At 63.7% G+C, this 13,679-nt stretch carries 11 protein-coding genes; 4 read left to right on the plus strand and 7 right to left on the minus strand.

All coding sequences use genetic code 11. The annotated features are described in order from the left end of the window. Positions 1-77: 77 nt before the first annotated feature. Both infA and AC3G7M_RS03775 read left to right on the plus strand, forming a co-directional pair. Positions 78-296, plus strand: a complete 219-nt coding sequence (gene infA, locus AC3G7M_RS03770) for a translation initiation factor IF-1 (protein WP_227307622.1) — start codon at positions 78-80, stop codon at positions 294-296. A 5-nt stretch (positions 297-301) separates the two neighbouring features. Beyond that, on the plus strand, positions 302-862 hold the full coding sequence (locus AC3G7M_RS03775; protein WP_489214384.1) for a Maf family protein: 561 nt from the start codon (positions 302-304) through the stop codon (positions 860-862). 111 nt (positions 863-973) lie between these two features. On the opposite strand, the gene ahcY is transcribed toward AC3G7M_RS03775, so the two are convergent. After that, positions 974-2,293: an adenosylhomocysteinase gene (gene ahcY, locus AC3G7M_RS03780; protein WP_489214385.1), complete on the minus strand. Its 1,320-nt coding sequence runs from the start codon at positions 2,291-2,293 to the stop codon at positions 974-976. Between the two features lie 174 nt (positions 2,294-2,467). Between ahcY and AC3G7M_RS03785 the strand changes: the two genes are divergently transcribed. Next, positions 2,468-5,284, plus strand: coding sequence for an MFS transporter (locus AC3G7M_RS03785; protein ID WP_489214386.1), 2,817 nt, complete (start codon positions 2,468-2,470; stop codon positions 5,282-5,284). Between the two features lie 180 nt (positions 5,285-5,464). Here the strand turns inward: AC3G7M_RS03785 and AC3G7M_RS03790 are convergent, their stop codons facing one another. Both AC3G7M_RS03790 and rho read right to left on the minus strand, forming a co-directional pair. Continuing rightward, a complete protein-coding gene (locus AC3G7M_RS03790; protein WP_489214387.1) occupies positions 5,465-6,874 on the minus strand; it encodes an amidase in 1,410 nt (469 codons plus the stop codon). A 52-nt stretch (positions 6,875-6,926) separates the two neighbouring features. Beyond that, positions 6,927-8,201, minus strand: a complete 1,275-nt coding sequence (rho, locus tag AC3G7M_RS03795) for a transcription termination factor Rho (protein WP_227321035.1) — start codon at positions 8,199-8,201, stop codon at positions 6,927-6,929. 403 nt (positions 8,202-8,604) lie between these two features. Here rho and adh point away from each other — a divergent pair, with 403 nt between their 5' ends. Continuing rightward, on the plus strand, positions 8,605-10,116 hold the full coding sequence (gene adh / locus AC3G7M_RS03800; RefSeq protein ID WP_489215944.1) for an aldehyde dehydrogenase: 1,512 nt from the start codon (positions 8,605-8,607) through the stop codon (positions 10,114-10,116). A 96-nt stretch (positions 10,117-10,212) separates the two neighbouring features. On the opposite strand, the gene hemJ is transcribed toward adh, so the two are convergent. Genes hemJ through hemE form a run of 4 tightly spaced genes read right to left on the minus strand, consistent with a single transcriptional unit; the run spans position 10,213 to position 13,557 of the window. Further along, positions 10,213-10,656 carry a protoporphyrinogen oxidase HemJ gene (hemJ, locus tag AC3G7M_RS03805; protein WP_489214388.1) on the minus strand — a complete coding sequence of 148 codons (444 nt, stop codon included), beginning with the start codon at positions 10,654-10,656 and terminating at the stop codon, positions 10,213-10,215. Further along, positions 10,656-11,366 carry an HAD family hydrolase gene (locus tag AC3G7M_RS03810; RefSeq protein ID WP_489214389.1) on the minus strand — a complete coding sequence of 237 codons (711 nt, stop codon included), beginning with the start codon at positions 11,364-11,366 and terminating at the stop codon, positions 10,656-10,658. The genes hemJ and AC3G7M_RS03810 overlap by 1 nt, the downstream gene beginning before the upstream one ends. A gap of 22 nt (positions 11,367-11,388) precedes the next feature. Beyond that, the gene (hemH, locus tag AC3G7M_RS03815; protein WP_489214390.1) at positions 11,389-12,525 is read right to left on the minus strand and encodes a ferrochelatase; all 1,137 of its coding nucleotides are present in this window, start codon (positions 12,523-12,525) and stop codon (positions 11,389-11,391) included. Further along, positions 12,526-13,557 (minus strand): uroporphyrinogen decarboxylase, encoded by a 1,032-nt coding sequence (hemE, locus tag AC3G7M_RS03820; protein ID WP_489214391.1) that lies wholly within the window; start codon positions 13,555-13,557, stop codon positions 12,526-12,528. It lies immediately after the preceding gene. Positions 13,558-13,679 lie beyond the last annotated feature (122 nt).

Consider the following 13,679-nt stretch of genomic DNA (forward strand, 5'->3'; position numbering starts at 1 on the left):
AGGGAAAGCTTGACCGGGACGGAGCGGCGCGCCATTTACGGCAGCATCTAATACTCTCAGAGGAATATTACCGATCTATGTCAAAAGAGGACATGATCGAGTTCAGTGGGATGGTGGCGGAGCTTCTGCCCAACGCCATGTTCCGCGTGAAACTCGACAATGACCACGTCATTCTGGCTCATACCAGCGGCAAAATGCGTAAGAACCGCATCCGCGTGCTTGCCGGCGATCGCGTCAATGTTGAAATGACGCCCTACGACCTCACCAAAGGTCGCATTACCTTCCGGTTCAAATAAGAACCTTGGCTGATCGCGGCCTGGTTCTGGCCTCTGCCAGTCCCCGCCGCCTTGAGCTTCTCGCCCAGCTTGGTCTGACGCCCGATCAGGTTCTTGCCCCCGACGTCGATGAGACGCCGCTGCGGGGAGAGATGCCGCGCGTCTATGCCAGGCGCACTGCCCGGGCCAAAGCGCTCGCCGTCGCTCACATCCTGCCCGATCACCGGGTGCTCGCCGCTGATACCGTGGTCTGCGTCGGGCGCCGCATCCTGCCGAAAGCCGAGACGGAAGTTCAGGCGCGTGCGTGCCTGGCGCTGCTCTCGGGACGGCGCCACCGCGTGCTGACGGCGGTCGTCGTCGCCGTGGACGGAAAACTGCGCGAAAAACTGGTCGAGACCGTGGTGATCTTTGCCCGCCTGTCGAAGGCTGAGATCGACGGATATATCGCGAGCGGCGAATGGCGCGGCAAGGCCGGCGGCTATGCCATTCAGGGCCAGGCGGCGCGCTTCATCCCCACGATCGCGGGCAGCTATTCAGGCGTGGTTGGCCTGCCGCTGCATGAGACCGCCCATCTGCTGGGTCTCTGACGTTGCGACCCGCGCCCGCGGACCGATAAAGATCGGATGCAGCGCAACCCGCGCTTTTGAAACCAGCCGATCCCTGTGGGCGATGTGCGCCCACAGGGTCGGAGGCGCAGGTCAATAGCGGTAGAGGTCGTGCTTGAAGGGGCCGTTGACGCCGGCGGCGCCGATATATTCGGCCTGTTTCGGGGTCAGCTTGGTCAGCGCCGCGCCGACCTTGGCGAGATGCAGCGCCGCAACCTTCTCATCCAGCACCTTGGGCAGCGTGTAGACGCGCTTTTCGTAAGTGCCGGGCTTCGCCTGCCAGAGTTCCAGCTGCGCCAGAACCTGATTGGTGAAGGAGGCGGACATCACGAAGCTCGGGTGGCCGGTGGCATTGCCAAGGTTCACCAGGCGGCCTTCGCTGAGCACGATGAGACGCTTGCTGTCCGGGAAGATGACCTCATCGACCTGCGGCTTCACATTGTCCCACTTGTAGTTGCGCAGGGCATCGATCTGAATCTCGCTATCGAAATGGCCGATATTGCAGACGATGGCGCGGTTCTTCATGGCGCGCATATGCTCGATGGTGATGACATCGACATTGCCGGTGGCGGTGACGAAGATATCGCCGCGGGGGGCGGCGTCTTCCATGGTCACGACCTCATAGCCTTCCATCGCCGCCTGCAGGGCGCAGATGGGGTCCGCTTCCGTCACCAGCACGCGGCAGCCGCCATTGCGGAGAGAGGCGGCCGAGCCCTTGCCGACATCGCCGAAGCCGGCGACGACGGCGACCTTGCCGGCCAGCATGACGTCGGTGCCGCGACGGATCGCATCCACCAGGCTTTCCCGGCAGCCGTAGAGGTTGTCGAATTTCGACTTGGTCACGCTGTCGTTGACGTTGATGGCGGGCACCAGCAGCTTGCCGGCCTTGGCCATTTCCCAGAGACGATGCACGCCCGTCGTCGTTTCCTCGGAAATGCCACGCACATCGGCCAGCATTTCAGGATATTTGTCGTGCATCAGCACCGTGAGATCGCCGCCATCGTCCAGAATCATGTTCGGCGTCCAACCGTCCGGGCCGCGCACGGTCTGCTCGATGCACCACCAGAACTCGTCCTCATTCATGCCCTTCCAGGCAAAAACGGGAATGCCGGCGGCGGCGACGCCGGCGGCGGCATGGTCCTGGGTCGAGAAGATATTGCAGGACGACCAGCGGACGGTGGCGCCGAGGGCGACCAGCGTCTCGATCAGCACGGCGGTCTGGATGGTCATGTGGAGGCAGCCGGCGATGCGGGCGCCGGCCAAGGGCTTGCTGGCGCCGTATTCGGCACGCAGCGCCATCAGGCCGGGCATTTCGTCCTCGGCCATCGAGATTTCCTTCCGGCCCCAATCGGCCAGGCTGAAATCACGGACCTTGTAATCTGCGGCGGGGGAGGTGATGGCAGTGTCGGGCATAGATATGTGTTCCGTTCGATCTCTGAAGGCGGCATAGCCGAGCGCCTGTCTAAGGGAAACCTTTTCCAAGCAGATCCGGCAGGTGCAGACATCACATCCGATGCCTGACGCCGCCCAAATGACGCAAAGCTGCCCGAGACTGTATCACGGGAGCGACGAGGAGACCGACACGATATGATACGCTCGCTCCTGACGGAACGCCGCTTCGCACCTCTCTTCTGGTGCCAATTCTTCGCGGCTTTCAATGACAATTTCCTGAAGAACGCCCTGCTTTTTCTTATTCTCTGGGGTGCAGGACATGCGGCCGCCGCAGGGGGCGAGCCGCCGCATACCGCCAATGCGCTGATCACGCTGGCCGGCGCCATCTTTATCCTGCCGTTTTTCCTGCTGTCTGGCCTGGCCGGAGAGATGGCGGACCGCTTCGACAAGGCGCGCCTCGCCCAGCGCATCAAGCTGATGGAAATCGCCGTCGCCGCGGTCGCGGTGGTGGGATTCCTGGCGCAGAGCGTGCCGATCCTGTTTTTTGCCCTCTTTGCCTTCGGCACGCTGTCGGCGCTGTTCGGCCCGGTGAAATACGGCATCCTGCCTGACCATCTGCCACCCGAGGCCCTACCGACGGCCAATGCCCTGGTCGAAGGCGCCACCTTCCTCGCCATCATCGGCGGCACCGCCGCCGGCGGCTTCGCCTTCACCCTGCCCCATGGCCCGCTGGTTCTGGCCGCGACAGTCGCGGTCTTCGCGGTACTGAGCTGGGTGATGGCCCGCTTTATTCCGCCCACCGGCGAGGGCGCGCCGACGCTCCACATCGAACGCAATATCCTCGCCTCCACCTGGGCTCTGATCGTCGATCTGAGGCGCGATCGCCGCATCTGGTGGGCGGCGCTCACCAATGCCTGGTTCTGGCTGGTCGGTGCCATCGCCCTTGGCCTGCTACCCGCTCTGATCAAGCAGTCGCTGGGCGGCAGCCGGGAGACCGCGACGCTCGGGCTGCTGGTCTTCTGCATCGGCATAGCCATCGGATCATTGCTGGCGGCGCGGCTGACGGGCGGGCGGGTGAACCTCATTCCGTCCGTCATCGGCACTGCGGTGCTGGGGATTTTCCTGGTCGATCTGTGGCGCGTGACCCAGGGCGCGACAAAGGCCCCTGGCCTCACGGCGCATGTTTTCGGCGATCTGCTGCTGATGGCGGTCGCAGGCGGCCTGCTGGCCGTGCCGACCTTCGCCGCCCTGCAGACCTGGGCCAAGCCCGATCACCGCGCCCGCGTCATTGCCGGTGCCAATGTCATCTCGGCTGGCGCCATCGCGGCCGGAGCGCTGCTCATGGCGGTGCTCCTCGGCCTAGGGCTGAGCGTGCCCTTGAGCTTCGGCCTGCTCGGCCTGTCCTGCCTCGCGGTCGCTCTCTGGATGCTGGTGACCCTGCCCTCCAACAGGAGCGAGGAGGAGATCGTGAACATGACGATTTTCGAGGCGACGGCGCGGGCCGCGCATATTCACGGCGGACAGCGGATCGCGGCCGAAGACACGACCTCCGGCACCATCACCTATAAGCGCCTGCTGCTGGGTGCCGCGATCCTGGGCCGCAAGCTCAGCCCCCTCTCCGCCCCGCGTGAGGCGGTCGGCGTGCTGATGCCCAATGCCAATGCGACGCTCGCCCTGATTCTGGGCCTGGTCTCCTCCGGCCGTGTCCCGACCATGCTGAACTTCACGGCGGGGCCCGCCAATCTGCTCTCGGCCTGCCGGACGGCCGAGGTGCGCCTCATTCTCACCTCCCGCGCCTTCATCCTGAAAGGCCAGCTGGAAAAGCTGATCGAAGGGCTGGAAGCGGCCCCTGAGGGGGCGCGCCCGCGCATCGTCTATCTGGAAGACATCCGCAAGCAGATCACGCTCGCCGACAAGCTGCGCGGCATCCTGCAAGGCAGCCGGCCGATGGCCCGCGCCCGCGCCGACGATCCGGCCGCGATCGTCTTCACCTCGGGCTCGGAAGGGACGCCCAAAGGCGTCGTCATCAGCCATCGCAACATGCTGGCCAATATCACCCAGGTCGCGGCGCGGATCGATTACGGACCCGAGGACAAGATCTTCAACGTGCTGCCGATCTTCCATTCCTTTGGCCTCACGGCCGGGGTGGTGCTGCCGCTGGTCTATGGCGTCTCGGTTTTCCAGTATCCCTCGCCGTTGCATTACAAGACGATCCCGGAACTGATCCGCAAGACCCGCGCCACGGCGCTGATCGGCACCGATACCTTCCTGGCCGGCTATGCGCGGCAGGCCGAACCCGATGACCTTCGCACGCTGCGCTATGTCGTGGCGGGCGGGGAACCGGTGAAAGCGGCCACTCGCGCGCTGTATCTGGCAAAATTCGGCATCGAACTGCTGGAAGGCTATGGCGTGACCGAGACCGGGCCGGTGCTGGCGCTGAACACCCCGGTCCTCAGCCGCATCGGCACTGTGGGGCAGATGCTGCCGGGGATCGAGGCACGGCTGGACCCGGTGCCCGGCATTGCCGAAGGCGGCAGGCTGGTGGTGCGCGGCCCCAATATCATGCTGGGCTATCTGCGCGCCGATGCCCCCGGCGTGATCGACCCGCCGCCCGAGGGCTGGCACGATACCGGGGATATCGTGACGATCGATGCCGATGGTTTCATCGCCATCAAGGGCCGCGCCAAGCGCTTCGCCAAGCTGGGCGGCGAGATGATCTCTCTGCAGGCGATCGATCTGCTGGCGGCCGAACTCTGGCCCGAAGCGCTGTCCGTCGCGGCCGGCGTGCCGGACGCACGCAAGGGCGAGAAGATCGTTCTTCTGACGGAACAGGCTGACGCCGACCGGTCTGGCTTCCTGGCCTTCGCGCGGGCACGAGGGGCCACGGAGCTGATGGTGCCGGCGGAAATTCGCGTGATCCCGGCTGTACCTCTGCTGGGCTCCGGCAAGATCGACTTTGCCGCAGTCCAGCGTCTGGCTTTGAGCGGCACTGAGGCGGGTCAGGCGGCCTAGAGTCTGTCAGACTTTGTTTGCAACAGTCGACCCCGTCATGCCCGCGTAAGCGGGCATCTTCTTGACCGCCGCAGGCGGCACCGCGCCGGGACTGGCACCGTGCCCTCAGAAGATACCCGCTTGCGCGGGTATGACGGTATTGAATGGGCGATTCCGACCGAAACTGACAAACTCTAGAGATCAGCCAAGAAGGCTTTCGAGTGCGGCCGCGATGGAGAGGACGTCACCGTCCTCACCCCGCGGGCCGATGATCTGCAAGCCGACCGGCAGGCCGTTGCCGAGGATTTCGGAGCGGATGATGGCGGCCGGCGCCTGGGCGAGATTGACCGGGTAGCTGAAGCCCGCCCATTCGGTCCAGCGCGCGAGACCCGCGCCGGGCGGCACTTCCTCACCGGCTTTGAAGGGCAGAACGGAGACGGCGGGCGACAGGATAGCGTCGAACCCGTCCAGCAGCGCATCGAAAGCGCCGCCGAAGGCTGCGCGGCGGTTATGGGCGTGGATGAGATCGACGGCACTATAGCTAGCCCCCTGAGCCGCGATCTGGCGCAGGCCGGGATCGACATTCGCGAGATCCGCCTCGGACAGCGCCGAGAGACGGGCGGCCGCACCCGCGAACCAGTGGCGATGGAAGAGGTCGAGCAGGTTCTCGTCCCTGGGCAGGTCGATCTCGATGAGTTCCGCGCCGGCCGCAGAGATGGCCGCGAGCGCACGGTCGAAGGCAGCGGCAATCTCGGGTTCCACAAAGCCGCTCGGCGGCGTGCGCCAGACGCCGAAGTAAAGCCCCTTGAGATCGGTGGGCGCGGCGGCATCGGCCGGGCCGAATGACAGGGGGTTCTGAAACCAGTCGCGGAAATCGCGCCCGGACATGGCCTGCAGCATCAACTGGGCATCGGCCACCGTGCGGGTCATCGGGCCGATATGGGCGACGGTGCCGAAGGCGCTGGCCGGGTAGGCCGGCACGCGGCCGAAGGTGGGCTTATGGCCGACGATGCCGGTGAAGGCCGCGGGCACGCGGATGGAGCCGCCGCCGTCGGTGCCGAGATGGAGCGCGCCTGCGCCTGTGGCAGCTGCGACAGCCGCACCGCCCGAGGAGCCGCCGGGCGTGAGGTCAGGATTCCAGGGGTTGCGCGTGATGCCGGTGAGCGGACCGTCGGTCAGCGCCTTCCAGCCGAATTCCGGGGTGGTGGTGAGGCCGAGGAACACCGCACCGGCCTGGCGCAGCAGGGCGACCGAGGGCGCATCCGCCGTGGGTGTCACGCCCGGCGAGCACGAGCCATAGCGGGCGAGACTATCGCGGACCCAGACGATGTCCTTGATGGTGGTGGGCACGCCGTCCAGCGGACCGATCGGGCTGCCCGCCTGCCAGCGCTGTTCCGACGCCGTTGCGGCAGCAAGCGCCGCCTCATGGTCAATGCGGACGAAGGCATTGAACCGCGCCTGCACCTCGTCGGCGCGCGCGAGGGTGGCACGCGCAACCTCGACCGGCGAAAGCTTTCGGCTGGCGTACAGTGCCAGAAGCTCGGTGCCGCTCAGGCGGCACAGCGCGCCGGCATCGTCCAAGGGCGTTTCGGCAGCGTGGGGCTGGGCCATGTGATGCTCTCCTGATCCAAGCACCTGACCCAGCCGCGCTGCCCGGGCGTGATCAGGTGTTCATTGCGTCGAAGAAGTCCTGGTTCGTCTTGCTGTATTTCAGCTTGTCGAGCAGGAACTCCATACCGTCCGTCGAGCCCATCGGGTTGAGGATACGGCGCAGCACCCACATCTTGGACAAGGTCGCGCGCTCCACCAATAGCTCTTCTTTGCGGGTGCCCGACTTGGTGATGTCGATCGCCGGGAAAGTGCGCTTGTCCGAGATCTTGCGGTCCAGGATGATTTCCGAATTGCCGGTGCCCTTGAACTCTTCAAAAATGACTTCGTCCATGCGGCTGCCGGTGTCGATCAGGGCGGTCGCGATGATGGTCAGGCTGCCGCCTTCTTCGATATTACGCGCGGCACCGAAGAAACGCTTCGGGCGCTGCAGCGCATTGCTGTCGACACCGCCCGTCAGCACCTTGCCGGAGCTGGGCACAACCGCGTTATAGGCGCGGGCCAGACGGGTGATGCTGTCCAGCAGGATGACGACGTCACGCTTGTGTTCCACCAGGCGCTTGGCCTTTTCGATGACCATCTCAGTGACCTGCACATGGCGGGTCGCAGGCTCGTCAAAGGTTGAGCTGATAACCTCACCCTTCACGCTGCGCGCCATGTCGGTCACTTCCTCGGGCCGCTCATCGATGAGCAGCACGATGAGAAAGACTTCCGGGTGATTGGTTGAGATGGCGGTCGCGATGCTTTGCAGCATGACCGTCTTGCCGGTGCGCGGCGGCGCCACGATCAGCGCGCGCTGGCCCTTGCCGATCGGCGAGATGAGGTCGATGACGCGCGGGGTATAGTCCTTCGCTGCCCCTTTGACCGGGGACGGCGGCAGCTCCATTTCCATCTTCAGCCGGTCATTGGGATAGAGCGGCGTGAGATTGTCGAAATTGGTCCGATGGCGAACGGCTTCAGGCGCCTCGTAATTGATCGTATTGATCTTATACATGGCGAAATAGCGCTCCCCGTCCTTGGGCGCGCGGATCTGGCCTTCGACCGAATCCCCCGTGCGCAGGCCGAAGCGCCGCACCTGATGCGGACTGACATAGATGTCATCCGGACCGGGCAGGTAATTGGACTGCGGGCTGCGCAGGAAGCCAAAACCGTCGGGGAGGATTTCGAGCGTGCCCTCGCCATGAATGGCCTGATCGTTCTCCGCCAGGCTTTTCAGAATGGCGAACATCATCTCCTGCTTGCGCAGCGATGAGGCGTTCTCGATCTGAAGAGACTCAGCAAGGCTGAGCAGATCGGTGGGGCTTTTTGCTTTAAGTTCGGCGAGATGCATCGGAACGCCTTCGGGGGAACGATCGGCCAGGATAATTGGCCTACAAGCGACGGGCTTGGGGGGTTGATTGGGCTGCTGTGACCAGGTGGCGACTGAAGCCTGTGAAAGAGGCTGCCGCACGGTGGATGGAAGGACTCCAACCACTTAGATCCCACTCAACTGGCCTGTCGCGCGGCACAAGTCAAGACCCTGTTTGACGGCAAATCGCAGGCGCGCCGGAAAAAGAGCAGCCTTGCTGCAGACACCAATTGCGGTCGCCCGGCCGCGCCTGATACCCTTCAAGTCGCGCGGCAACATTAAAGAACATTAAGCCATATGCCGTCACTAAAGCGCGTCAAAGACACGCAAATAAAACGAGCGGCAAATTAACAAACGCTCAAGGGAGAGACAAAAGATGGACCAGATGGCTCCGAGCAGCCTGCTACAGGCTCCGCCTTTCGCAAAGCGTTACGAAAACTTCATCGGTGGTAAATGGGTGCCGCCCGTCGGAGGCCGCTACTTCGACAATACGTCCTCCATCACCGGCCGGGTAATTTGCGAGATCGCCCGTTCAGACAAGGATGATATCGAACTCGCCCTTGATGCCGCCCATGCTGCGAAAGAGGCCTGGGGGCGCAAGCCGGCCGCCGACCGGGCGCTGATTCTGATGCGCATCGCCCAGGTGATGGAAGACAATCTCGACACGCTGGCCTTGGCCGAAGCCTGGGACAATGGCAAGCCGATCCGTGAGACCACAGCCGCCGACATTCCGCTGGCGATCGACCATTTCCGCTATTTCGCGAGCTGCGTGCGCGCGCAGGAAGGCGCGCTCAGCGAAATCGATCACGACACCATCGCCTATCATTTTCATGAGCCGCTGGGCGTCGTCGGTCAGATCATTCCCTGGAACTTCCCGATCCTGATGGCCGTCTGGAAACTTGCCCCCGCACTGGCCGCCGGCAACTGCGTGGTGCTGAAGCCGGCCGAACAGACCCCGGCCAGCATTCTGATTCTGGCCGAGCTGATCGGCGACCTGCTGCCGCCCGGCGTGCTGAACATCGTCAATGGTTTCGGACTTGAAGCCGGCAAGCCGCTGGCATCCAGCAGCCGGATTGCCAAGATCGCCTTCACCGGCGAGACCACGACCGGCCGGCTGATCATGCAATATGCCAGCCAGAATCTGATTCCGGTGACGCTGGAACTGGGCGGCAAGTCCCCCAACATCTTCTTCGCCGATGTTGCGGCCGAAGATGACGATTTCTTCGACAAGGCGCTGGAAGGCTTCACCATGTTCGCCCTCAACCAGGGCGAAGTCTGCACCTGTCCTAGCCGCGCGCTGATCCAGGAATCGGTCTATGACCGTTTCATGGAACGCGCGATCAAGCGGGTGGAGGCGATCCGCCAGGGCAATCCGCTCGACCCCTCCACCATGATCGGTGCCCAGGCCTCCTCGGAACAGCTTGAGAAGATCCTGAGCTATATCGATATCGGCAAGCAGGAAGGCGCCAAGGTCCTCACCGGCGGCGAGCGCAATGTGCTGGACGGCGATCTGAAGGACGGGTTCTACGTCAAGCCGACGATCTTCCACGGCCATAACAAGATGCGCATCTTCCAGGAGGAGATCTTCGGGCCGGTCGTCTCCGTCACGACCTTCAAGACCGAGGCGGAAGCCCTGGAAATGGCCAATGACACGCTCTATGGCCTGGGTGCGGGTGTCTGGACCCGCGACGGCAGCCGCGCCTATCGCTTCGGCCGGGGCATTCAGGCCGGGCGCGTCTGGACCAATTGCTACCATGCCTATCCGGCCCATGCCGCTTTCGGCGGCTACAAGCAGTCCGGCATCGGCCGCGAGACGCATAAGATGATGCTGGATCACTACCAGCAGACCAAGAATCTTCTGGTCAGCTACAGCCCGAAGGCGCTTGGCTTCTTCTGAGCCATTCGCCCAGTGGATCGTAGGGTGGGCTTAAGCCCACCCTACGAATAAATCGGTAGATGCGCGGCATAAAGCCGCGCATGACGGAAGGGGTGGTCAGAACGGTTTCACGATCACCATGATCACGATGATGATCATCAAAATGGTCGGCACTTCATTGGCAATGCGATAGAATTTCTCTGGCCGCTTGTTACGGTCGTTAAGGAAGTCCTTGCGCCATTTTGATTGCGCACCGTGAAACCCGGTCAGCGCCAGAATCGAAATGAGCTTCACATACCACCAGCCCTGGCTCCACAGCACGACGCCTGGCGTGAAGACCAGGATGAGGCCGAAGACCCAGGTCGCGATCATTGCCGGCGTCATGATCTGCTTATGCAGACGTCGCTCCATGATCTTGAAGCGTTCGCTTTCCGCCGAGCCGATCGCCACCTGGCAGTGATAGACGTAGAGGCGCGGCAGGTAGAAGGTCGCAGCCATCCAGGCGATGAGGCTGATAACGTGAAAGGCCTTCACCCAAGGATAAAGCGTGATGAGCAGCATTACGCGGCAATCCCCTTGAGACCGAGCAGGCGCGCCAGCTGCGCCATATCTTTGAAAACACCCGCGCCTTCCGCGGCCAGTCCCTGGCCGTCGCCGGCCGGCGCATAGCCGAGGCAGGTCATGCCGGCGCGCCGGGCGGCCCGCGCGCCGGGCACCGAATCCTCAATCACCAGGCAGCGGTCGGGCGGCACGCCACCGGCTTCCGCCGCGGCCAGAAACAGATGCGGGTCCGGCTTGCCGTTGAGGCCGATCTTCATCATGTCCTCGGCACTATGCTGACGGTCACCAACCAGAACGGCCATGCCGGTGCGATTGAATTTGACCGCCATTTCCGCGTGGCTGGAGTTGGACGCGACCCGCCAGGGCATGCCCGCCGCGGTCAGCTGCTCCAGGGCCTCAGCGGCGCCTGGAATGGCGCCTACTTCCTCACTCAGCGCCTTCACCATGGCGGCGGAGAAGCGATGCGCAAAATCCTCGGGCACAGGATGGCCGATCGCGGCCTCCGTGCGCTGGATGATGTCGGTCAGCGAGGTGCCCAGAAACGCATGCTCGCATTCCTCGGCCGAGATCATCCAGCCGACCCTGTTCAGCTCACGGGAGAGGACGACGGCGGCCAGGCCTTCGCTGTCGATCAGAACCCCATCGCAATCGAAAATGACCAGCTCGATCGGCTGATCGCGCTGGGCCAGTAGTTCAGAAGCCGTCAGCATGCGGGTTTCGCTATCCTTATCGTCATGACATCGCCGATGCCGGGCTGGTTTCAGCATAGGCAAGACCTGCCTGGGCGAAAGGACAGTCGCGATGCGGCGTCGGACAGGCGCGGCCACCATGGCGGCTGCAGAGCCCCGGCCCCCGCGCTGCCGCGGCGCGGGCGACATCGGCCAAAGCGCCGATGAAACCCGGATCGTCATTCTGCACCGGCGCCCGGAAGTAGCCGGGCACGCCATGCTTCTCAGCCAGTTCACGATATTCGATATCCAGCTCGACCAGCGTTTCCGAATGGTCGGAGACGAAGGCGACCGGCACCACGACCAGGGCCACGCCGTCGCGTCCCGCTTCCATCACCGCTTCATCGGTGCTGGGACCGAGCCATTTCTGCGGCGTCGCGCGGGACTGGTAACAGACCAGACCCTCGGTCGCCGGATCGGCCAGAAAGCTGCGCAGGCCGGCGACATAGGATTCGATCTGGAACTGATAGGGATCGCCGCGCTCGACGATGATCTCGGGCAGACCATGGGCCGAGAACAGCACCCGCAGCGGCGTGCCGGGCGGCAGCACGGCACGGGCAGCATCGATGGTGTTCTGCACCAGGCCCGCGGCATGGGCCTGCACCGCCTCGTCATCGAACCAGCAGCAGAGCGTCGTCGTCTGCACGGCGAGACCGCCCCGGGCCGCAGCCTCGCGCCAGGCGGCCAGAGAACTGCCCGTCGTGGTGGTGGAGAAATGGGCATAGAGCGGAACGAGCAGGATTTCATCCGGCTTCCAGGCTTTCACCGCCTGGACGGCCGCATCACTGAACGGATGCCAGTAGCGCATGGCGATGAAGCATTTCGCATCCCAATCGCGGCAGAGTTCGGCTTCCAGCGCCTGCGACTGTTTTTCCGTCAACGGGAGAAGCGGGGAGCCGCCGCCCATCAGGCGGTAATTCTCCTTCGCAGCCGGGACCCGCTTATGGGCGATGTAGCGGGCCAGGAAAGGCCGGATGAAGGGTGGCACCCGCAGAATGGCCGGATCGGTGAAGAGATTCATCAGGAAGGGGCGGACCGCTTCCTGATTGTCGGGGCCGCCGAGATTGAACAGGACAATCGCCACGCGCCTGCGGGCAGGCATCGGCGACAGCTCGACCGGACGGCTTGAAACCTGATCCACTCACTGACCTCGAATTAGATCGACCAATGCTGCCACATGCGCGGGCGGCGTGGGCGGCATAACGCCATGGCCGAGATTGAAAATGAAGGGATGCCCCTTCATGGCCGACAGGATAGCACGGGCTTCCTGTTCCATCACCTGGCCGCCGCTTAAAAGCGCAAAGGGATCAAGGTTGCCCTGCAGGCCGACCGTCGGCGGCACCAGCTGGCGGACGACGGCCATATCGGCGGCCGTATCGACACCCATCGTATTGACCCCGGTTTTGGCCGCATAGGCGGCGGCCATGGTGCCGGCGAGACGCGGAAAGCCAATGATCGGGATGGTGGGATGCTGCTGCCGGATGGCCGCGACGATCCGCGCCGTGGGCTGGATGACATGGCGGTCGAAGCCCGAGGGCGACAGCAGCCCGGCCCAGCTGTCGAACAGCATGACGGCTTCGGCCCCGGCCTCGATCTGCGCCAGAAGGTAGGCGATGCTCGCCTCGGTAATCCGGTCGATCAGGTCCCCGAACAGCGCCGGGTCGGACGCCGCCATTTTCCGGGTCTCCGGGAAATCCTTCGAGCCGCCGCCCTCGACCATATAGCAGGCGACGGTAAAGGGGGCACCGACAAAGCCGATCAGGGCGGTCTCGGGGTGGTCCGCGGTCAGCCGCGCCCGCGTCAGCCGGATGGTTTCCAGGACGGGTGACACCTTTTTCAGGAATCCCTGAACCTGCAGACCGCGCACTTCATCCACAACCCGCAGTGGCTGCAGGCGTGGACCGTGGCCTTCATCAAAACGCAACTCTCTGCCCAAGGCCCAGGGCAGGATCAGAATGTCGCTGAAGAGAATGGCGCCATCCATGCCGAACCGGCGGATCGGCTGCAGCGTCGCCTCGGACGCGCGTGTCGGGTCCAGACAAAAACTAACGAAATCAGTAGTTTGAGACCGTATCTCCCGGTATTCCGGGAGGTATCTTCCGGCCTGTCGCATCAGCCAAATGGGGGGTGGCCAAGTGGTTTTCCCCAGAAGTGCGTCCAAGAGTCTTTTCACGGTTATCCCCAATCCAGCGGTTTCACCCTACTACGTCTGTAAAGATTCTTAGAAAGATTGGGATAGTAGATGGGGGGTGGAAAAGCGGGGTACCCGGACCGCCCCGATTTTCTCCCCAGACT

The organism is Acidisoma sibiricum (assembly GCF_057837225.1).

Coding starts and splice junctions, on each gene's coding strand:
- infA (WP_227307622.1), top strand. CDS start 78: ATGTCAAAAGAGGACATGATCGAGTTCAGTGGGATGGTGGCGGAGCTT.
- ahcY (WP_489214385.1), bottom strand. CDS start 2,293: ATGCCCGACACTGCCATCACCTCCCCCGCCGCAGATTACAAGGTCCGT.
- AC3G7M_RS03785 (WP_489214386.1), top strand. CDS start 2,468: ATGATACGCTCGCTCCTGACGGAACGCCGCTTCGCACCTCTCTTCTGG.
- AC3G7M_RS03790 (WP_489214387.1), bottom strand. CDS start 6,874: ATGGCCCAGCCCCACGCTGCCGAAACGCCCTTGGACGATGCCGGCGCG.
- rho (WP_227321035.1), bottom strand. CDS start 8,201: ATGCATCTCGCCGAACTTAAAGCAAAAAGCCCCACCGATCTGCTCAGC.
- adh (WP_489215944.1), top strand. CDS start 8,605: ATGGCTCCGAGCAGCCTGCTACAGGCTCCGCCTTTCGCAAAGCGTTAC.
- hemJ (WP_489214388.1), bottom strand. CDS start 10,656: ATGCTGCTCATCACGCTTTATCCTTGGGTGAAGGCCTTTCACGTTATC.
- AC3G7M_RS03810 (WP_489214389.1), bottom strand. CDS start 11,366: ATGCTGACGGCTTCTGAACTACTGGCCCAGCGCGATCAGCCGATCGAG.